Source organism: Sulfitobacter faviae (genome assembly GCF_029870955.1).
GTDB lineage: Bacteria > Pseudomonadota > Alphaproteobacteria > Rhodobacterales > Rhodobacteraceae > Sulfitobacter > Sulfitobacter faviae.
The window spans coordinates 786802-807237 of sequence record NZ_PGFQ01000001.1 but is presented as its reverse complement, the minus strand read 5'-3'; the positions used below and the strand labels follow the sequence as shown (position 1 = coordinate 807237).

At 59.8% G+C, this 20436-nt stretch carries 22 protein-coding genes and 1 pseudogene; 15 read left to right on the top strand and 8 right to left on the bottom strand.

Going from position 1 to position 20436, the window contains the following annotated elements; translation table 11 throughout:
- Window positions 1-36: 36 nt before the first annotated feature.
- Window positions 37-1029 (bottom strand): IS1595 family transposase, encoded by a 993-nt coding sequence (locus CUR85_RS04320; protein ID WP_169306096.1) that lies wholly within the window; start codon window positions 1027-1029, stop codon window positions 37-39.
- Between the two features lie 316 nt (window positions 1030-1345).
- On the opposite strand from CUR85_RS04320, the gene CUR85_RS04315 reads away from it, so the two are divergent.
- Complete coding sequence (locus CUR85_RS04315) at window positions 1346-2455, top strand: hypothetical protein (RefSeq protein WP_067260816.1); 1110 nt, start codon at window positions 1346-1348, stop codon at window positions 2453-2455.
- A gap of 473 nt (window positions 2456-2928) precedes the next feature.
- On the opposite strand, the gene CUR85_RS04310 is transcribed toward CUR85_RS04315, so the two are convergent.
- The 3 genes and pseudogenes from CUR85_RS04310 to CUR85_RS04300 form a co-directional block, all read right to left on the bottom strand.
- Window positions 2929-4188 (bottom strand): DGQHR domain-containing protein, encoded by a 1260-nt coding sequence (locus CUR85_RS04310; RefSeq protein ID WP_067260810.1) that lies wholly within the window; start codon window positions 4186-4188, stop codon window positions 2929-2931.
- Between the two features lie 156 nt (window positions 4189-4344).
- Window positions 4345-4653: a hypothetical protein gene (locus CUR85_RS04305; protein WP_280321908.1), complete on the bottom strand. Its 309-nt coding sequence runs from the start codon at window positions 4651-4653 to the stop codon at window positions 4345-4347.
- Window positions 4654-4882: 229 nt separating this feature from the next.
- A pseudogene (locus CUR85_RS04300) lies at window positions 4883-6119 on the bottom strand (IS3 family transposase).
- 92 nt (window positions 6120-6211) lie between these two features.
- Here CUR85_RS04300 and CUR85_RS04295 point away from each other — a divergent pair.
- Both CUR85_RS04295 and CUR85_RS04290 read left to right on the top strand, forming a co-directional pair.
- Window positions 6212-7563, top strand: a protein-coding gene (locus CUR85_RS04295) for an IS3 family transposase (RefSeq protein ID WP_280321906.1) whose coding sequence is annotated in 2 segments (ribosomal slippage) — window positions 6212-6548 and window positions 6548-7563 — 1353 coding nt in all. Because the reading frame shifts where the segments join, the coding sequence is not laid out codon by codon here.
- Between the two features lie 356 nt (window positions 7564-7919).
- A complete protein-coding gene (locus CUR85_RS04290) occupies window positions 7920-8774 on the top strand; it encodes an SDR family oxidoreductase (RefSeq protein ID WP_067264324.1) in 855 nt (284 codons plus the stop codon).
- A gap of 98 nt (window positions 8775-8872) precedes the next feature.
- On the opposite strand, the gene CUR85_RS04285 is transcribed toward CUR85_RS04290, so the two are convergent.
- The 3 genes from CUR85_RS04285 to CUR85_RS04275 are packed head-to-tail and all read right to left on the bottom strand — an operon-like array spanning window position 8873 to window position 10640.
- On the bottom strand, window positions 8873-9889 hold the full coding sequence (locus tag CUR85_RS04285) for a cation efflux transmembrane domain-containing protein (protein ID WP_209274061.1): 1017 nt from the start codon (window positions 9887-9889) through the stop codon (window positions 8873-8875).
- On the bottom strand, window positions 9886-10443 hold the full coding sequence (locus tag CUR85_RS04280; protein ID WP_280321900.1) for a transporter substrate-binding domain-containing protein: 558 nt from the start codon (window positions 10441-10443) through the stop codon (window positions 9886-9888). Before CUR85_RS04280 ends, CUR85_RS04285 begins: the two co-directional genes overlap by 4 nt.
- Complete coding sequence (locus tag CUR85_RS04275) at window positions 10392-10640, bottom strand: hypothetical protein (RefSeq protein ID WP_280321899.1); 249 nt, start codon at window positions 10638-10640, stop codon at window positions 10392-10394. The genes CUR85_RS04280 and CUR85_RS04275 overlap by 52 nt, the downstream gene beginning before the upstream one ends.
- A gap of 206 nt (window positions 10641-10846) precedes the next feature.
- On the opposite strand from CUR85_RS04275, the gene CUR85_RS04270 reads away from it, so the two are divergent.
- The 12 genes from CUR85_RS04270 (at window position 10847) to CUR85_RS04215 (ending at window position 19725) form a co-directional block, all read left to right on the top strand.
- Entirely contained in the window at window positions 10847-11542 is a 696-nt protein-coding gene (locus tag CUR85_RS04270) for an SRPBCC family protein (RefSeq protein ID WP_082851966.1), read from the top strand.
- A gap of 10 nt (window positions 11543-11552) precedes the next feature.
- A complete protein-coding gene (locus tag CUR85_RS04265) occupies window positions 11553-12743 on the top strand; it encodes a zinc-dependent alcohol dehydrogenase (protein ID WP_067261967.1) in 1191 nt (396 codons plus the stop codon).
- 17 nt (window positions 12744-12760) lie between these two features.
- Window positions 12761-12907, top strand: a complete 147-nt coding sequence (locus CUR85_RS04260) for a hypothetical protein (protein WP_156505615.1) — start codon at window positions 12761-12763, stop codon at window positions 12905-12907.
- Window positions 12908-13111: 204 nt separating this feature from the next.
- Window positions 13112-13756, top strand: a complete 645-nt coding sequence (locus CUR85_RS04255; protein ID WP_136720673.1) for a hypothetical protein — start codon at window positions 13112-13114, stop codon at window positions 13754-13756.
- Window positions 13757-13773: 17 nt separating this feature from the next.
- Window positions 13774-14742, top strand: a complete 969-nt coding sequence (locus tag CUR85_RS04250) for a Gfo/Idh/MocA family protein (RefSeq protein WP_169306115.1) — start codon at window positions 13774-13776, stop codon at window positions 14740-14742.
- A 401-nt stretch (window positions 14743-15143) separates the two neighbouring features.
- The gene (locus tag CUR85_RS04245) at window positions 15144-16433 is read left to right on the top strand and encodes a flavin monoamine oxidase family protein (RefSeq protein WP_280321895.1); all 1290 of its coding nucleotides are present in this window, start codon (window positions 15144-15146) and stop codon (window positions 16431-16433) included.
- A gap of 3 nt (window positions 16434-16436) precedes the next feature.
- Window positions 16437-16871, top strand: a complete 435-nt coding sequence (locus CUR85_RS04240) for a c-type cytochrome (RefSeq protein WP_082852120.1) — start codon at window positions 16437-16439, stop codon at window positions 16869-16871.
- A 3-nt stretch (window positions 16872-16874) separates the two neighbouring features.
- The gene (locus CUR85_RS04235; protein WP_067267224.1) at window positions 16875-17570 is read left to right on the top strand and encodes a c-type cytochrome; all 696 of its coding nucleotides are present in this window, start codon (window positions 16875-16877) and stop codon (window positions 17568-17570) included.
- 36 nt (window positions 17571-17606) lie between these two features.
- Window positions 17607-18074: a hypothetical protein gene (locus CUR85_RS04230; RefSeq protein ID WP_280321894.1), complete on the top strand. Its 468-nt coding sequence runs from the start codon at window positions 17607-17609 to the stop codon at window positions 18072-18074.
- Window positions 18050-18685, top strand: a complete 636-nt coding sequence (locus tag CUR85_RS04225) for a hypothetical protein (RefSeq protein ID WP_280321892.1) — start codon at window positions 18050-18052, stop codon at window positions 18683-18685. Before CUR85_RS04230 ends, CUR85_RS04225 begins: the two co-directional genes overlap by 25 nt.
- 205 nt (window positions 18686-18890) lie before the next feature.
- Window positions 18891-19073 carry a potassium transporter TrkG gene (locus CUR85_RS04220; protein WP_425520109.1) on the top strand — a complete coding sequence of 61 codons (183 nt, stop codon included), beginning with the start codon at window positions 18891-18893 and terminating at the stop codon, window positions 19071-19073.
- Between the two features lie 10 nt (window positions 19074-19083).
- On the top strand, window positions 19084-19725 hold the full coding sequence (locus CUR85_RS04215) for a potassium channel family protein (protein ID WP_067267226.1): 642 nt from the start codon (window positions 19084-19086) through the stop codon (window positions 19723-19725).
- A 5-nt stretch (window positions 19726-19730) separates the two neighbouring features.
- On the opposite strand, the gene CUR85_RS04210 is transcribed toward CUR85_RS04215, so the two are convergent.
- Complete coding sequence (locus CUR85_RS04210) at window positions 19731-20390, bottom strand: cytochrome c oxidase assembly protein (RefSeq protein ID WP_280321888.1); 660 nt, start codon at window positions 20388-20390, stop codon at window positions 19731-19733.
- Window positions 20391-20436 lie beyond the last annotated feature (46 nt).

The window sequence follows — 20436 nt, the reverse complement described above, 5'->3', positions numbered from 1 at the left end:
TCAGGCTTGAAGCGGACCTCTGCCATGACACCAGATTTACGATGCGCGGACAAGTTCCGCGGGTCGTATCCCCTCCAGTCTCACCTCGAGCCAACGGATGTAGCCGCTGAGGTTCTTGCTGGCCGGACCACAGAAGGGCTTGATGAACCTCTTGTAGCAGGCGTGGAGTGAGTTCACATTCTGGATGTGATAGCAGCCTGAGGCCACGCGTTTGCCGGGCTTGCTGCCGACCACAAAATGCTCCAGTTGGCGTGCCGCCGCGAGGTTCCTGTAGCCAGTTCCTCCGTCCGAGCAGAGCACGGCATCATCCGGAACCAGAGGCTTCATGGCGCGCTCCACGGTGGCACTCTTGCGGTTCGGTAGCCGCCGAAAAAGGCGAGAACCGCCACGGTCGGCGACCGTGAGGATGGGGAGTTGCCAGCTTGAGAGACCACGCATCATCTTCAGCCCTTGTGTCGTGAAGTCTTCCCAACGAGGGCGCGGCGGCCGCGGGACGTTCTGCGGATCGGCGAAGTGGCGGACCCATTCTCGAGACCCCTTTCGAGACTCTCGCTGGTAGGTCTCGTCCGCCTCGATGATCCCAGAAAAGCTCGCCGATGAGATGCTGCTCCCGATGATCGAAAACACCAGAATCCGCCAGCGCCAGACCGTGTATTTGTTGAGCCCGAGCCGTCTCGCGAGCTTGCGCACCGACTGCGGTGCAGAGGTGCCCAACATATCCCGCAGCGCCACCATGAACAGGTCTGGGCGATGGATGCGGCCGATGGCGCTGCCCGTTCGTCCCGAATAAGCCTTCTGGCAACCGGTGCAGCGGTAGCGCTGGATTTTGGTCCGCGTGCGGCCCAACTTCTGGCGGCGCTCGTCGCCGCAGAAGGGGCACTTGTGATCTTGGTTTGTCCGTGCTTCGATCTCCGAGATCGCTTCCGTCTTTCGTCGGAGATCCTGGATTTTCGTTTGTGCGTCCTCGATCTGGGCCGGGTTCAGGTCTTCGAGGGCATCGAGAAAACGGCGAAAGTCGTGGTGTAGCAAGGGCATCCTCCGCGGGAAAAGCGGAATAATATAGGCCTTTCTTCAAAATAACGAAGCGCACCAACACAGTTTGCGGACACCCCAAAAGTTTTGGCCATTTGGCGCGTATAAATGGCCAATTTCCCAGTATTGGTGTCTTTTGCCACCTTGACGTCATATATCGGTGGGTTCAGCCCTTTCCTTGGACGTGGGGGCAGAAGGCTTTCGACTGAAAGGCGTTTTGAACTTAGGTGATGCCAAACTCTTGGTCATATGGGGCGGCAGAACGTGTTCTTGGAGACTTGCAAAGTGAACCAAGCCGCAACAATGATGGCGAATGTCCTTAGAAAACCTCATCAAATCTATACGTTCACGACTTGAGGAAGGCGCATACCAAAACGAGGCCGCAGTCTCGGTTGGTGTCGTCCTCCCAATCCTTCGGTCACTTGGGTGGGATGATGCTGACCCCGCTCAAATTGTTCCGGAGTTCTCGATGCCAGGTGGTCGGGTAGATTTTGCCCTTTTTGGTGGCGTGAGGCAGCCAAGCGTCTTCATCGAGGTCAAGGGGGTGGGGCGCGCTGGTTTCGGAGATAAACAATTATTCGAGTATGCTTTCCACAAAGGTGTTCCGATTTGCGTTCTCACGGATGGCCGGGAATGGAGCTTCTACTACCCGCCAGGGGAGGGCGATTACTCGCAGCGCCGAGTTCAAAAGCTCCACCTTGTCGAGCGAGACCAAAATCAGCTGGAGGAAACATTCAGGCGTTATCTTCAGAGAGAGAGGGTGAGGACGGGTGAAGCCCGAGATGCGGTTGATGTGGACTTCCGTGATCTGCGGTCTCGTCGAGAGGCACAGCGCAGCATACCACAAGCATGGCAGTCATTGGTGGGGGAACCGGAAGAGCTGCTGGTAGAATTGCTTCAAGACCAAACTGAAGCGATTTCTGGCGTCAGGCCGTCCAGCACTGCTGTTTTGGCGTTCCTTCAATCACTTTCGCTCACGAAGAGCGTTGACCAACTCGTGGTGCCAAAAGCGGTCGAGGCTTCAGTTAGACCCGCGAAGCTCGTCACGCCATCCAAGACGAACAGCTCACCCAGTTCCAGTGGTAGACAGGTTGCTTTCGAACTTTTCGGTGAGGCGAGAACAACTAACACGGCGAAGTCAGCGCTGGTGGAGATTCTTGGTGAAATTGCGAAACGGTATCCCGATCGAATGGTCGATATCGCACGCGCTGCTCGTGGCAAATCTCGCAATCACATCGCGCGCTCACCGGAGGAAATCTACCCAAAGCGGCCAGATTTGGCTCGCGCGGAAGAGATTATTGATGGTTGGCTAATCGGGACAAATATCGCCAATCGAGAGAAGCTGAGGATTATTCAGGCGGCTTGCAATGCCGTGGGTTTGACCCTCGGAAAAGACGTTGTCATAGACTTTCCAAATACTTAGGAGTGCAACACAGGCGATATAACCCGCCGAGGCCAAGTCGACCCGTCCTTCAGTTCGTACCGTTGCCAAATACGAATGCTGCGCTGTGAACGAATGGTCGGTCCTATGAAGCGCGTAGCGCCAGCTCTTACTCATAGATTTGTTCGTAAGAGCAATCAGTCCGAACCTTCCTGGTCTCACCAAATGACGGATGTCGCTTTGACGAAAAGCAGGGCAGCAGCAACGCATTCCCGCCCCTCGATACCAGTAAAAATTTGTGACCGAGCAGTTTCTTGGCCGTGACGGGCGAAAAGCGGACATGCCGCATCGCGGCGCCGACCCCGAACATCATGGGCTGATTCCAGGTGACTTTGCCATTCTGGTTACGGGCTGCCCCGCGGATCAAGTATGATGACCTCCACGCGGCAGCGACAATGAGGCACAAGAACAGCTCTTCAGCCATCGGTCTCCGGGGCGCCCAGTTCTTACCCTCGCTAAGGTTTCCAATCTATGTAGTCCATCATTTCGCGATACAGCTTGCCAACACCAGAACTACCCGGCAAATACACTTCGCGGTTGATGTCTTTTGCGTCGATGTCGATCCTCGCGAAAACTTCATCGCAGTCTTTGCGTGTCAGGATTTGACCGGGTTCGTTACAGTAATGCAGATAGACCGGCCGCAGAAATTTCATGAGAGCCGCGTAGCCCGTTGTCCTGTTGAGAACCGTGCCCGCGGGAGCGTCGTCCCAGACCTCAGGCCAGCGCGCCTTCACGGCGCCGAAATAGTTAGTCAGGCACAGGAACATTCCGCCATCGTCTTCCTCATCGTAAAACGGTTGGAAGATGAACTTGCGCCACGCATCTGGCTTGCGCCGTGATCCGAAAATGCCCCTGTATCGCTTGTTGCGCTCTGCTTCCGGGTCCGAAGTGATGTAGTCGACTAAAGGCTTCGCGACCGTAGCTTGGGCCAGTGTTTGGATTCGCCCCTTGCCAGGATCGGCTTTCCCGAGGCGCTTCACCTTGTCGTGGAGCGGCCCATCTTTATCGGAATTCATAGCCAGAACGACTTCGTGCGCAAACTTCACCGGGCCTCGCTCTTCGTAATAGGATGCCAGGTCAACCACGAGGGATTGGTTCACTTTCGTTTGTGATTGGTTCACGCGTGCGAAAATCTCCGCTTTGTCGGCTTCAGAAGCCCCGACGAAGACAGAAATGTTGACATCGAACTCCCTATCGTCTTCCAGGCCTTCCAGGCCCGCCACCCGATGCTGGCCATCGATAATAAAGGCAATCTTTTCAACAGGAATGTAGGTCGTTTTGCCCCCATCATCTTCGCTGTCTTCAGCCTCATTATCTTCTTCGCCGTATGAGTTCAGCAGCAGATTGAAAACATGGGCATTCCCGTCGATTTCTTCCTCTTCTGTTTCGAAGAACTTCTGGGCCTCTTCTTGCGTCATGTCCGGATCGTGATTGACAAGACGCGTGCACTCGGGAGCCACTGCTATAATGATAGAGGTTGGAAACGTAGCGTAATCCAGATTCACATACTTTCTTATCTCGTCGATACGCTTTTGCGAGCGCTCACGCTGAATGCCCGCAATTGTATCTTGTGTGCCTTCAATAAACGCGCGGATCTCTGTGTATGAAATTCTGGTAAGGGTCCGGGCGTCCATTGTTCCGACGTAGAACTCCCCGATGGGCTGCTGGACCTTGGAAACTGGGAGTATGATCGGGGCTTTGATTTCATTGCGCACGGTTTGATGCCCTTTCTTTCATAGTGCTCACGCGGTTTATCTCCACTCTGCCAGCTTCCTGGGCGTTGGGAACGGTTGGGCTGCGCACAATGAATATGAACCAAATCAAGTGAATAAGTGCATAAAGGCACCAAAGAATGAGCAGAACCGTATCGGTCAATCCCCTGTGACGAAACCAGGATTGAGCCCGATGATCAGCGACGTCGCGATGATGGGTGCAAGAAGTATGATCCCCATGATAAACGAACCGAGTTTATCTTTTTGTGGATGTCTGAGAAGAGCGCCAAAAGCGGCCCCTGATACCGCCAAGATGGTCAAACCAACCTGACCACCTTCGAAATACCCTGCGAAGGCCGTGCCTGCCTTTAATTTATCGTCATTTGCGGCAAGTAGAGCTGAAATTAACCCCACCACACCGATGGAACCAGCGATCGAGAGGGCGATCTCGGCAAATCCATCTTTCACGTTTCTAATCAACTACTCCCCCATCACTCTGCCCCGGCGGTCCTGCCAAGCTGTGTTAGGAGCACCGGCAAGTCAAGCAACACGCACCGGTTGCAGTCTGCCTTTCGCCCTCAAGCGCCGCCGGGTTCATTGAGTCTCGTCGCGCACTTGCGGACCGGATCGTCGAGATATCAGCCAAGCAAGCTGATCACATGACATAGATAATGACCTGCCCCCACTGGTCCCTCGTTCATGACGAGAGTCTGCGGGTTTGATTTTGGTAGTCGTGGGTTTCGGTCTTGGCAAGCGCGCCGGGCGCGGAGCCCTCAAATTGCTCAAGCGTCCGGCGCGCTTCGGCCGGTGTTTTGTTCCCGAGCGATGAGTGCGGCCTGACGGTGTTGTAATCGTAACGCCAGAGCGCCAGCTTCCGGCGGGCGTCGTCCAGGGTGTCAAATATCTCCTCGTTCAGCAGTTCGTCGCGCATGCTGCCGTTGAATGACTCGATAAAGGCGTTCTGCTGCGGCTTCCCTGGGTCGATATAGTGCCACGGAATTGCGTTCTGATCGGCCCACCTCAGAATGGCCCGGCTCGTGAACTCCGTCCCCCTCGCCATTGTCTCTCGGACCAATGGCGTTCCAATGGCTCGATCGCTGACTATGCATCCGGGTTTACCGTAGATCCGCACCAGCGCATCCAGCTCACGCGCAACACGCGCGCCGGAGATGCTGGTGTCAGCAATCAGGCACAGGTTTTCGCGGCTGCAATCGTCTATCACTGCCAGGATGCGGAATTTCCGGGATGCCCCGAAGCTGTCAGCCAGGAAGTCCAGAGACCAGCGCGCATTGGGATACGCAGCCTCCGGCATCGGGGAGCGCGTTCCACGGGCCCGCTTGCGGCCGCGCCGCCGCTTCACTGACAGCCCTTCTTCCCGGTAGAGCCGATACAGTTTCTTGTGGTTCATTCTCATGCCCTTGCGCTCAAGCAACACGCCAATCCGGCGGTAGCCGAACCGGCGCCGCTTTCCGGCGATCTCCTGCATCTCCTTGCGGATCTCAGGGCAGTCCCCTCTCGCACATGCTGTGCATGTGCTGCCGGGCAGCGGGACGGGCGTTCGCGCCGGACTGTCTTTGGGTCGACACCAACAAGCCGACAGGCCCGGCGCTGCGAGATGCCGTGATCCCGCATCGCCCTGAGCGCCGCCTCTCGCCGCTTGGTCAGCGTCGTCAGCTCTTTCCCAGAAGATCCTTCAGAACCACATTGTCCAGCATCGTATCGGCCAGCAGCCGCTTCAGCTTGGCGTTCTCGTCCTCCAGCGCCTTCAGCCTCGCGGCCTCCGACACCTCCATGCCGCCATACTTGGACTTCAGCTTGTAGAACGTTGCCGGGCTGAGCCCGTGCCTGCGGCACACCTCCGCCGTCGGCATGCCTGCCTCTTGCTCCTTGATCATCCCGATAATCTGCGGCTCGGTAAAACGGCTCTTCCGCATTCGTCTGCTCCTCCAGGGTTGGGCAGACTCTACATCATGGTGAGGGATTTCGCGGGGGGCAGGTCATTCATCGTAGCCTTTAAGGAGCGAAGATGAACAAGAAGCCCGGAACATCGAAAGACGCAGCTGACAAGCTGGTCAAAAACATCCGCCGCAAGACCCGCCAGACCTACTCGGCGGAGGAGAAGATCCGCATTGTTTTGGCCGGATTGCGCGGGGAGGAAAGCATCTCGGCGTTATGTCGCCGCGAGGGTATCTCTGACAGCCTGTATTATACTTGGTCGAAGGAATTCCTTGAGGCTGGAAAGCGTCGCCTTTCCGGCGACACAGCGCGTCAGGCGACATCGCCTGAGGTGAAGGATCTGCGATCCGAGGCCATGGCTCTGAAAGAATGCGTGGCTGATCTAACCCTTGAGAACCGCCTGCTCAAAAAAAGCATGACAGGGGCTGGGGAGCTCGAGGAATGAGGTATCCAGCAACCGAGAAGCTTGAGATCATTCGCACGGTTGAGGGATCACACCTGCCCACAAAAATGACCCTTGATATGCTGGGTATCCCGCGCACGACATTTTACCGATGGTATGACCGCTACGTCGAAGGCGGCCTTGATGCATTGGCGGACCGCGCGCCTCGGCCGAAGTCGGTCTGGAACCGTATTCCGCAGGACCGGCGGGATGATCTGATCGAGTTTGCGCTGGAACATGAGGCGCTGACCACACGCGAACTGGCCCTCAAATATACTGATGAGAAGCGGTATTTTATCTCTGAATCATCGACTTACCGCATTCTGAAAGCTGCCGATCTGATCACGGCACCCGAGTATGTGGTGATCAAGGCTGCCGATGAGTTCTCGGACAAAACCACGGCGATCAATCAGATGTGGCAGACCGACTTCACCTACTTCAAGATCATCGGCTGGGGCTGGTATTACCTCAGCACGATCCTGGACGATTACAGCCGGTATATCATTGCCTGGAAGCTCTGCACGACCATGCGAGCCGAGGACGTGACAGACACCATTGAGCTGGCTCTTACGGCGTCTGGCTGCGACCAAGCCGTGGTCCGACACAAGCCGCGCCTGCTCAGCGACAACGGGTCGTGCTACATATCCGGCGACCTGGCCAAATGGCTGGGGGACCAGAAAATGGATCACGTTCGCGGTGCGCCGTTCCATCCGCAAACCCAGGGCAAAATCGAGCGCTGGCATCAGACCATGAAGAACCGGGTTCTACTGGAAAACTACTACCTGCCCGGCGATCTTGAACGCCAGATCGGGGCCTTCGTCGACTATTACAACAACCAGCGCTACCACGAGAGCCTGAGCAACGTCACACCCGCTGACGTCTATTTTGGACGTGACAAAGCCATCATCAGAGAAAGGGAAAAGATCAAGAAAATGACGATCCAAAGCCGCCGCTTGCAACATCAAAAACAAGCAGCATAATCAATCACGCAAACGAACCAGAGCCTCCAAAGTTCAAGCCGCTCTGATGTCCCATTTTATATGACGACGGACAGTCTCCCTCCAACTACTGGTCTGGGAGTGAACTAAGCTAATTGGTGCCAAGTTCCTTGGCGTCGTTCTGCTTGGCAACTGATCGCGCATTTGAGGGCGGTGAACCGAACTAAGCATCGTACGAGCGGTACCCTGCGGCTGGTCAGGCAGTCAAAGCAATGAGCAAGTTCTTTCTCATCCTCGCGCTTTATTGAAACCATTTTGCCAAAGCAAACATTGCATTTGGGTAAACTGAATTTTTGAAAGCCCCGTATTTTTGGGCCGTAGCAGGATAGGAGCACGCTATGACAGATCAGAATTTTGATGCCCTCGACAGCCCGCAAAGCCAGCCCGGCCGGGAGCATAAGATGGACCCCGCGCCCGATTACACCCCGCGCTACCCCGGTTCCGACCGGCTTAAGGATAAGGTGGCGCTGATCACCGGGGGCGACAGCGGGATTGGCCGCGCCACGGCGCTGCTCTATGCGCGGGAGGGGGCGGATGTCGCCATCGTCTACCGCAACGAAAGCCGCGACGCGGAAGAGACCAAGCGATTGGTCGAAGCCGAGGGCCGTCGGGCGCTGTTGCTGGAGGGCGATGTGGGTGAGAAAGCCTTTTGCAAAGATGCCGTAAGCCGCACGATGGCGAGCTTTGGCAAGATCGACATCCTCGTCAACGATGCGGGCGAACAACACGCGCAGGAAAGCCTCGAAGACATCGAAGAAGCGCAGATCGAACGCACGTTCCGCACCAATATCATCGGCATGATCCTGATGACGCAAGCAACGCTGCCGCATTTGAAAAAGGGCGCGCGGATCATCTGTGTCACTTCGATCACCGCCTATAAGGGGCAGGACCTACTGCTCGACTATGCATCGACCAAAGGGGCGATCCTGTCCTTCCTGCGGGCGATGGCGAGCAAGCTGGCGCCCAAGGGTATTTTGGTCAACGGCGTGGCCCCGGGGCCGATCTGGACCCCGCTGATCCCGGCCTCCTTCCCGGCAGATAAGGTTGAGGAATTTGGCGAAAACACCCCCCTTGGCCGCCCCGGTCAGCCGAATGAGGTGGCCCCGTCACTGCTGTTCCTCGCCTGCGAGGACTCATCTTATATGAGCGGCCAGGTGCTGCATCCGAACGGCGGCACGTTGGTCGGCGCATAAGCCAGATGAATGTTGCCCCGCGTGCGATGGCGCGGGGCAAAGTCGATGCGGGGGCGTGTCTGTAGGTCAGCTTTAAATCTGACGCGATCCGCCCCCGGTCACCCCACCGGACGCCGCCGAGCGCCAGAACGCAACGGCAGAGTGCCGTCATCCGCGCCTTCAATCGTGACCGACCCTGCAATCTTAGTTCGCGGCATGATCGAGATGTCGTGAATGCGCCAATGCAGGTCGAGCAATTCGGCCTCCGCCGCTTCGACCCTCTCGGGCGTAGCGCCGTTTTCATGCGCCACGACATAGATCGTGCCGGTCAGAAAACGCCCTTCTTCGCGCAGGCGCAGGCGGCTTTCGCGGACCCACGGCAGCGCGTTGAAAGTATTCTGCACCTCTCCGATCAGCGGGTCGAAATCCTTATCTTCAATCGTGCGCGGCATCTCATCGCTGAGGTCCCGGATCGCCGCGCCGGTGTGTTTGAAACCGTCATGCAGCACGTCCAAGGCGATCACGATGGCCGCGACCGCGTCGGCCCACCACCAGCCCATCCCGATCCCGAGGATGCCCACGATCCCGGCAAGCCCTGTCATCCAATCCGCCTTGTTCATCATGGCATCGGCATAAAGCGTCTTGTCATGGAGCATCTTGGCGGGTTTCATTTTTAAATGGCCGAAAATGACCGGCATCACGACGCTATAGGCCAGCGCCGCGATCATCACCCAGCCGAACCAAATGGTGGTGCCGAAAAACTCGACACTGCCGATGGTGGGGTGCTCCTGTTTGATGAGCGCGATGGAAGAGTCGACGATAAGAAAGATCCCGACCCCGCCGAGCGACACGGCGCTGATCAGATAAGCGATTGATGTGACACGGATATAGCCCAGTGGGAAACGGCGGTTGGGCTTCCATCCCTCGATCCATGAGCCAACGAGAAAGGCGATGGGCGGCACAAAGCTGAGCAGGTCTTCGATCCATGCGGTTTTCATCGCTTGGCTGCTGCCCACTGCAAAATAGATTGCCGCCACGATCGACCCTAAGACCGCGATCCAGATGACCTCAAGCCAGCGCGCGCGGTGCAGCGCTTTTTTCTGCGCTTCGGGCATGGTGCGGATGGAGCGGGTCATGGGGCAGATGCGCGCAGACGCGCCCCGATGGTTCCGGCCTCATCTCGAAGGAAGCCTTCGATCTCCATCAGCCAAGCGTTTTCGCCCTGCTGCACGGCAAAGACATGCTGTGCCCGCTGTAGCGTGGTTTCGGTGGCGGTAAGGTCTTTCTCCTCAAGTTTCCAGTGCGGGAGAGCGGCGAGGTTGAGGCCTTCCGCCCAATGATCCACCGGAATGCCACCTTCCTTTTCAACCAGCGCGGCAAGAGGCAGGTGGGGCGGTACGAAAACGCGTTGGCCTTCGATGTCATCGGCCAAGGCGTCTGGCCCCCGGCTGCCGATGACGAAGGACTCCTCGAAATAGGCGTAGCTCGGCGCGGCCCCTTTTACCGGGGTCACGTCCTTGCGGGTGAAACCCCCAATGGCAAGGTCGATGTCACCCTTCTCCACCCCCTCCAACGCCGCGAAGGCGCCGAGGTGTTTCCACTCGATGGCCACCCCCAAGGCTTCGGCGAAGGCGCGGGTCAGGTCGGCTTCGACCCCTGTGGCGGTTGGCCGTCTGCCAGCACGACCCATGGCGGGTTTTCCGATACCGCCACGGTCATTTTCTGCTCGGAAAGAACGGTTTCGAGGGTTTCTTCCACATCCCGAGGGAACCGCAGGTCGTCGCAAGCGGCGAGCAGGCTCAGGGCAGCGAGGGGGATCAAAATTTTCAAACTAATTGGATTGTCCACGCCTTTGGCACCATGTGGCGTAGCTTCGCGGGGCGTCATTACATTATTCCTTTGGGCCGGATCGCAGGGGATCAACGGGCGGTTTCCCGAAAGGTTCCTGTCAGGGGCAGCCCGACCCCTACGCGCGATCGGTTGATTTCCGCCGGAGCCGCGCTTTGGAGCCACTTCTTCGGAACACCTGCCGCGACCCTCGCGTTCCAGTTGAAACACTCGGTCTGCCATATTCAGCAACAGGAGGTTTCTTGATGACATCTTATCCTTACGACCAACGCAGCGCCGCCGAAGGCGCGCGGGACGCGCTGACAGAGCGGCAAAGCTCGCTGTTCTGGGGGCTCGGCGTCGGTGCGCTTGCCGGGGCGTCTGCCTATGCGCTCTACACCGCGCGGCGGGATCGTGACGGGCTGAGCCATCGGCCAGCAGATTCCGCGCCCGGGCGCAGTGCGAAACAGGCGCGTTTCGGGGATTATGCCGTTGTCGGACGCACGGTGACGATCGACCGTCCGCGTGACGAACTCTACCGCCACTGGCGCGACTTCACGAAGCTCTCAGAGTTCATGGAGAACGTGAAGGCGGTCGAGCCAATCGACGCCGCCAAGGATCAGTTCCGTTGGATGATCGCAGGCCCGGCGGGAACAGACCTGCGGGTCGAGACCGAGGTGGTCAGTGACAAACCGGGGGAAGAGATCGCGTGGCGCGCCCTCGACAGTTCGCAGATCGATACCGAGGGCAAAGTCTCGTTCCGCGACGCGCCGGGCGACCGGGGCACCGAGGTGGAGGCGATCATCGCCTATAACCCGCCCGCCGGGGAGTTGGGGCGCTGGATCGCCAAGCTGTTTCAGGCCGAACCCGCGCTTCAGGGGCGGCGGGATTTGAAGCGGTTCAAAATGCTGATGGAGACCGGCGAGATCGCCACCTCCGCCAATCGCAAATCGGACAAGTGAGGAGAGAGACATGCGCGCATTGACATGGCAAGGCAAGCACGACGTGCGGGTCGATACGGTCCCGGACCCGGAAATCGTCAACCCCCGCGACGCGATTATCGAAGTCACCTCGACCGCGATCTGCGGCTCTGACCTGCACCTCTATGATGGCGTGATCCCCGGCGTCATGGCGGGCGATATTCTGGGCCATGAGTTCATGGGCCGGGTGGTCGAGACCGGCCCCAAGAGCACCCTCAAGAAAGACCAGCGGGTGGTGGTGCCTTTCACCATCTCCTGCGGGTCCTGCTTTCACTGCAGAAAGACCCAGTATTCGGCCTGCGACAACTCCAACCCGGCGGACAAACAGGATCTGACCGAAAAGCAATTCGGCCACGCGGTTGGCGGGCTGTTTGGCTATTCTCATCTGACCGGCGGCTATCCCGGCGGGCAGGCAGAATATGTGCGGGTGCCTTTCTCCGATGTCGGCCCGATCGTCATTCCCGAAGGGTTCGACGATGACGATGTGCTGTTCCTGTCGGATATTCTCCCGACCGGCTGGATGGCCGCCGAAAACGCCGACATCGAAGAGGGTGACACCGTCGCCGTTTGGGGCTGTGGCCCGGTGGGGCTTTTCGCCGTGCAAAGCGCGCTCAAGATGGGGGCCGCGCAGGTCATCGCGATCGACCACTATCCGAACCGGCTGAACCTCGCGCGGCAGATGGGGGCCAAGGTGATCGACTACACCCAGACCCATGTGCTGGAGGCGCTGATGGAGATGTCGGGCGGTCACGGCCCTGATGCTGTGATTGATGCGGTCGGCATGGAAAGCCACGGTTTCGCGCCCGATACGATGATGGACAACGTCAAACAGGCCGTCGGCGTCGGTGCCGATGGGGGCCATGTGCTGCGCGAAGCGATCATGGCCTGCCGCAAGGGCGGTCGCGTCTCGGTGCCCGGCGTCTATGGCGGCTTCCTCGACAAGTTCCCCTTGGGCGCGATGATGGAGAAAGGTCTGCAAATCCGCACCGGCCAGACCCATGTGCAGCGCTACACCAAGGAGCTGTTGCACCGCATCGCCGAGGGCGAGATCGACACCCGCTTCATGATCAGCCACCGCCTGCCGCTGGAGCAGGCCGCTAAGGGCTATCACAACTTCCGCTTCGATCAGAACGACTGGACCAAAGTGGTCCTTAAACCCGGCATGCAGGCCACCGCCGCATAGCAAAATAGGAGAGTGACATGCCAAACGAGCCAGATCACGCCAAAGAGAAACGCCCGCCCCATCGTGAGCGCCACAATGCGCAGGACGACCACGAAGGCGCGGCGCACCGCCCCGAGGAGTTCGATCCAAAGAACCCGCAAAAGGTGGTGAAGCAAGAGAAGTGAACGGCAAAGCAGCGCGAGAAAATCGCGCTGCTTTTTCGTATCGCCCGGGCATTTTTCGGGCGCCATCTCACGCACGCAGAAGGGGCAAATTGGACCCCGCGAATATTAACCGATTTCATAGAAAGGCAGAAAAGGATGCCACAGTTTCACAAAACCATATCGATCATATGCCTTCTGGCCCCCGGCGGGGTCTTGGCGCAAACGGTGGATCAGACAACCACCTCAGCCCCAGAGATGGAGCGGAACACCTCTGCCTCGGATTGGAGCCTAGAGGTGGGCGTCACGCCGAAATTCTTTTACCGTCTCAACGATGGCCCCGGTGCCGCCGAAAGCGCGGAGATCGAGGCTTTTGCAGAGGTCGCCTATGGCCCGGCCTATTTCCACGCCCTCGTTCTATCGCTGGACGACCCAAGGGATGACGCGCAATTCGAACTTACGCTGGGCCACCGTGGCGATCTGACGGAGAAACTGGCCTATGACGCCTATTACACCCGCTTTCTGCGCGATGAGACGGGAGATGTGCGCGGCGAGTTGCATGGCAAATTCGACTATAGCGTGAGCGAGGAGTGGCGGGCCACCGTCGATCTGGGGGTCGAGCCGGAGCGGGGCGATTGGGTCTATAAGCTCGAAGGCGGCTATACGTTCAACGACCGGGTTGATGCCTATGCCTTTGTCGAGCGGGACGATATTTTGGACTATACGGGCTATGAGGTCGGGGTGAACTACGATCTCGACGATGGCAACGCGCCGCTCGATGCTTCATTGCTCAGCTATGTGAACCACACCGAAGGCGGCGACACTGTTTTTGCGGTTCAGATCATGCTGTCGCGCTTTCTGCTGGGCGATTGATGCGGGAGGAAACAGCCATGACAACTGACAAGAATTTGGTTCTACTCGGCGGGGCGCATGTGCATCTGTCCGACCATCTGGCGCATATCGAACAGCGCGGCTGGCGCGTTTCGCAGGTTTTCGACCGGGATGAGGCGCGCCAAGAGGCGCTTTGTGCCCAACTCAAGGCCAGTCGGGTGGCCTTGTCTGATCTTGCCCGATTGGACGTGCGCGGCGCGATTGTGTGCAGCGAAACGGTGTTTCATGAGGAGGACATCACCGCCGCCCTGAACGCCGGTCTGCCGGTCTTTGTCGAAAAGCCGATGGCGGGCAGCGCCGAAGCGGCGCGCCGCTGCGCTGACTTGGCCTGCGAAAAGGGCTTGGTCTTGGCGACGGGGTATTTCCTGCGCAGGTCCGCGGCGCTCAACTACCTGCACGAGAGGATCGCGCGGGGCGCATTGGGCCGGGTGCTAGAGGCCCGCGGACGCTTTTCCCATGACGGCGGCTATGCCGATTGGCTGGACCTCGATTGCTGGATGACCGACCCGGCGCGCGCCTGCTATGGCGGGTTCGTGGATGAGGCGGTGCATGTCATCGACCTTTTGCAATGGCTCGTCGGCCCCATCGCCTCGGGCCATGCGGTCACGGGTAACGCGCTTGGCTGGCCGGTGGATGACCACGGCGCGGCCCTGATCGAATTCGCGGCCCCGCCCGCCACCGGCGTGGTTGAGGCGGGCTGGACGGATAGCGAAATGCGCCTTGAGTTGGACATCGTGGGCGAGGCCGGTTGGGCGCGCCTGCGGGCGGGCGTGCTGGACCTCGGCCTCAGAGGCCAGCAGAAACCGGTCGAGAGCATAGAGCTTCCCCCGCTTGATGCGGGCGAGGGGGTAGAGCCGTTCTTGGACACTTTGGAAGGCAAGGATGCGACTGGCCTCGTGCCGCCGCAGGACGCCGCGCAGGTCAATGTCTTGCTCGATGCAATGAACCTCAATCGCGGCGGATCGTGATTTTTCCGACCTTCTTGGAACAATGACCTACGGCGGGCGTTCTTTCGTTAATTGGTCAAAAAATTTACCTGAAATAGGAGCGGTCTTTATGTCCCACCCCTCCAACGTCCGGCCCCCATCACGGCGCGATCTTTTGAAAATGATCGGTCTGGCCGCTGGTTCCTCCACCATGCTGCACGCCATGTCCTCCCTCGGGCATGCCCGGCAAAGCCCTTACAAAGGCCCCATCGAACTTTCCGGCGCGCCTCAGGGGCGCAAGGTTGTTGTGCTGGGGCGGGTCTTGCGGGCATGTGCGCCGCGCTGGAACTGCGCAACGCGGGCTACGAAGTCAGCATCCTAGAGTATCAAAAGCGCGCCGGGGCCGCTGTTGGACCCTCAAAGGCGGCGATGAATTCGAAGAATTGGGCGGCTATAAGCAAAAGGTCGAATTCTCCAAAGGGCAATATATCAACATCGGCCCGTGGCGCATCCCGCATCACCATCTGGCGCTCTTGGACTATTGCCACCGGTTGAACGTCCCGCTCGAAGTATTCGTTCAGGAAAACCAAAACGCCTATCTCCATTCGCAAACGGCATTTGACGGCAAACCAATTCGCTATGGCCATGCTTGGGCGGATTACGTGGGCCAGATCACGGAATTGCTGGCCAAATCGGTCGATAAAGGGCGGCTTGATAGCGCGCTGACCAAAGAGGACACGGAGATCCTTTTGGAATCCCTGAAATCCTTTGGCATCCTCAACAACGATTACAGCTATGAGGCCAGTCTCGATACCGCTGAATACCGCGGCTATCCTGAGAATGGCGCGCCGGGCGGGGGGCTTTACAACGCCGCGCCTGAACCTTCTGAGCCGATTGCCTTGGAAGACCTGCTGAAATCCCGCTTTTGGGAAAAGATGCGCAACCATACGACCTACCGCCACCATGCGCCGATGTTCCAGCCCGTGGGCGGCATGGAGGAGATCGCCCATGCCTTCGCCCGCGAGGTGGACGATACGATCACCTATAACGCCAAAGTTGACCGGATCCGGCAGACCGAAAGCGGGGTCGAGGTCGAGTATTCCAGCGCCGATGGCGAAGGCAGCGGCGGGGTTGAAACGGCGGATTACTGTATCTGCACCATCCCCTTCACCGTGCTCAGCCAGCTTGATGTTGATGTCTCTGGCGACATGCGCCGCGTCATGCGGGCGCTGCATTACCATGAGGCGGTGAAAGCGGGGCTGGAGATGAAGCGCCGCTTTTGGGAACGGGATGAGCAAATTTATGGCGGCATCACCCTGACCGACCTGCCGATTGCCGAGATCAGCTATCCCTCGGCTGAGATGCATTCCGATGGTCCGGGCGTGCTGCTGGGCTGCTATGCCTATGGGCCACATGCCTATGCCTTCAATTCGATGTCGCCCGAAGAGCGGCTTGAAACCGTGTTGGAGCAGGGCGCGCGGATCCACCCGCAGTACCGGGATGAATTCAGCAGCGGTGTGGTGCTGAGTTGGCACCGGGTGCCGTGGATGCTGGGCTGTTACTCCGATTGGGATGACCGGGGCCGCGATTATGAGATCGCCGCAACCATGGACAACCGTTTCGTCTGCGCGGGGGAGCATATCAGCTATCTGCCGGGCTGGCAGGAAGGCTCTCTGCTCTCGGCGCTGGATGCGGTGCGACAGGTCCATGACCGCGCGGTGAAGGAGGGTTGAACCATGCGTTATCTGATCTTTCCCCTGCTCATGGCGCTCGCCACGCCGAGCCTTGCGCAGGAGGACAATTCTCAGGTCGATGCCGGTCGGCGTGATCTGGGCTCCACCACCGAGAAATTCACCGATAGCGAAGGGTCCGAACTTTACCGCCGCGCCTGTTCGGGCTGTCACGGGCCAGAGGGCGAGGGGGCATATGGCGCCGGGAAATACCCCGCTTTGGCCGCCAACCCGCGGCTGGGGCACAAGCGCTATCCGGTGAACCTGATCCTTGAAGGCAATGGCGCCATGCCGGCCTTTGCCGATTGGCTGGATGATGAACAGGTCGCTGCGATCGTGTCCTACATCCAAACCAACTTGGGCAATGACTACGAAGGTGATGTCACCGCCGAAGAGGTCAAGCGTATGCGGGCCGAGTTCGCCGATTTGGAGGAGGGGTAGACCATGCGACTTTCAATTCTTGTTCCCTTTGCCACCTTCATCGCCTGTGCTGCCGCGGCGCAGTCTCCGCCACCGCTCTTCGACGACGCCGATGATGGCGGCGTGGAACGTGCCCCGGATACCGCTTTGGGCCGCACCGTCGCCTCGGGCGGCGCGCAGCAGGGTGGTGTCGGCATGAAATGCATGGCGTGCCACGGGCTGGATGACGCAGGCGCGGGCTTGGGCGAGATGCCCGGTCTGGCCGGGCTGCCTGCCGACTATATCGAAGCGCAGCTTCAGGCCTTCATGGCGGGTGAACGGTTTTCGCCGATCATGGTGCCCATCGCCACGCAGTTGACTGAAAAAGAGCGTTTGGCCGTGGCGGATTACTACGCCTCCGTCGCGCCGAAACTGTCCAAGTTCGATCACGGTGCCCCGACGGATGTGGTGCAACAGGGCGGCGCGCTTGCGGCCTCTGGCAGTGACAGCGTGCCAGCCTGCAACCAATGCCACGGTGGCAGCGACACAAGCGGCGCGGCGATCCCGCGTTTGGCAGGGCAGTCGGCGCAGTATATCGCCGATCAACTGGTGGCGTGGCAGAATGGCGACCGGGCGAATGGGCCGCTTAACGTCATGGAAGACATCGCCAAATCGCTTAGCGATGAGGAAATCCGTGCGGTTGCCCTATACTACCAGCAGACGCCGCCTGATGCGGAATAAAGCTACACCACCACGGATACAGATGGCCCCAAGCTGATGGCAATTCGCCCGGCCTCTTTCTTCCGGTCGGGATCCTCGACCGTGATGACCGTCGCGCGGCCGCGTGTGATTGCGCTGACCCTCGGCAAACACGCGCCGATCTTTGGCGCGCTGTGCCTGCCACCCGGTGCTTGGGCATTGGCTGAGGGGGATTTGCTGCTGGCGCTGGTCCTGCTCGCGCCTGTTGTCCTCTCGGGCATGGTGCATGTCGCGGTGCGGTCGCGCCCGCTGCCCGATGATCTGCGCGGGATGGAGGCGATGATGACCGTGGCCTTGGTCTTTCTCATCGCCGCGCTGTTGACCACACCCGCTTTCGTCACCCTTGGCATGCCCCTCATAGATGCGTTCTTCGAGGCGGTGAGCGGCATCACCACCACCGGCCTTACGGTCGCGCAGGAGGCGGAAAGCTGGCCCTTCGCGGGCACGTCCTGCGCGGCTGGATGCAATGGTGCGGCGGCTTGGTGATCGCCACGGCGGTGCTTGCTCTGCTGCTGCCGCGGGGCCGCCCGGCGCGGCGTCTGGGGCGGGTCGATATCCAGCAGGGGGATCGCATTGCTTCAACCCGAGAGCAGGCGCGGCAGCTTCTGACCGTCTATAGCGCGCTGACCTTGGTGATGGTGCTGCTGACCATGCTGGTGATCCCCGATTGGCGTGAGGCTCTGGTGCTGACCCTCGCCGCCATCTCGACCGCCGGTTTCTCGCCGCGCGCCGACAGTCTGGCCAGCTATTCTCCGCTCGGGCAGGGCATGGTTATCTTGTCCTGCGTGTTGGGCGCGATATCGCTGCTGGTCTTTGTTTTTGTCGGCCAGGGGCGGCACCGTGAGGCTTGGAAGCTCGGCTCGGTCCAGCGGGTGCTCGTGGCGATTGCACTGGCCTTGGTCATTTACCTCGCCGCGGTGCTGACCACCTCCCAAGATCGCGAGCTTACGCTCTACGCCCATGCGCTGAACCTGATCTCGGGGCTGACGACGGCGGGGTTTTCTACGGGGCCGGTCTATGATGCGGGCCCGGCCTTGCTTATCCTGTTGCTGGCGATGCTTTGGGGCGGCGATGCCGGATCGACGGCGGGGGGCTAAAGCTCAGCCGTCTGCATGTCTGTATCGGCGCAGTGGTCCATGCGGTGCAGCATGTGCGGCTCACTGAACATGCCATCGCCCCCCTGCGCCACAGTGGCCGGCCCGTCTCGACCGAAGCGGTTGTGTCGCTTTTGGCGCTGGTGCTCATCTATTTCAGCTTTGCGGGGCTCTTGTGGTTTCACTTCGTGGCCCATGGCTACCCCCGTTGCCCGCCTTGTTCGACACGATTTCAGCGCTTTCGACCGTGGGCCTCTCAACCGGGGCGGTGGGGGCGGACATGCCCGGCGATCTGAAACTCTCGGTCGCCTTCGCCATGTGGCTGGGCCGGTTGGAATTCATCGCGGTGCTGGCGCTTTTGCTGCCACGCAGTTGGACCCGCCCAAGTTAGGAGATTACCCATGCGTATCGTCATCATCGGCGCGTCGAGCTTTGGCCTCGCCATTGCGGAGGAGTTGATCGAGACCGACCGCGAGGTCGTGTTGATCGACAAGTCGCGCGAGTTGTTGGAGCAAGCGGCAGAGCGGATCGACTGCGGCATGATAGAGGGTGACGGCAGCAACCCCGATGTGCTGCGCGAAGCCTTTCGCGACGAAGACGATGTGTGCATCGCCGTGACCAATGCCTCCGAGATCAACATACTGGCGGCGCTCATTGGCCGCTCTATCGGTTATGGTCGGGTGATCCCGCAGATCACTTCGAATGCGCTGCTGCGGGTCTGTTGCGAATTGGGTTTGGACGATGTGATCAACCCCCATGCCAAAGTCGCCGAAGACATCGTGGATATGCTGACCGGCGATGACGACGCGATGCAAGAGCCGCTGCTACAGGACGATCTGCTGCTGACCCGCGTCACCGTGCCCGAGCGTTTGGCCGGGGCGCGGTTGGACTTGCCGGGGCAAGGCCGCCTTGTCGCGCTGATCCGCGACGGGGAAGAGCAGTTGCCGGGGCGGGATGTCACCCTGCAAGAGGGCGACGTTCTGATCGTGGTGCTGCCGCGCGACAGGCAGGAAGACCTGACCAAAGCCTTCGCGGCAGGCTAATCCGCTCAGCCCGCGCTTTGGGCCAGCGTGTCATGCCGCAGCAGTTGCCGCACTTGAAGCGCCACCAGCACCATGAACAGCCCGCCGCCCGCGACCCACATCAACGCGCCCGCCAGTTGCTGATCGGCCAAGGCGGAAAGCCCATAGGGCAGGGCGGTCAGCTCGTGCCAGCCATGCCACACCGTGGGGGCGAGGGTGAGGGTCACCGCAAAGGCGGTCAACTGTGCCGCGGTAAAGACCGCAGGCACCGCCGCCTGCGCTCCGGCACCGCGAAACCCCATGAAAAGCGCAATCGCGCAGCCTGTCAGCGACAGATGCATCGCCCAATAGACAAGGTCAGACTGCAGGGTCGCCGCATAGGGCGTCGGGCTGTGCCATCCCCAAAACAGCAGGGCGAAGACCAAGGCGAGGGGCCAGAGGGGCAGCCGTACCTTCGGCAGCGCCGCCGCGATCATCGGTGCGGCAATCAGCGTGAGCAGAATATGCTGCCCCACCCGGGCCGAGAACAGCGCCATCGAGGCCGCGCAGAGCGGGGAGATGAACAAGAAGGCCACCAGCGCTGCACCGCTCAGCGCTTGGCCCCGCCGCTCGGCCCGCGACCAAAGCAGGGCCGCGAAGGCCACCAGCCCGACCAGCAGGAAGGGGTCGAGGGTCCAGCGGGTCAAAAGCTCTCCGGGGAGGGCGGTGTGCCGCAGAATGGGGTATAGGCGT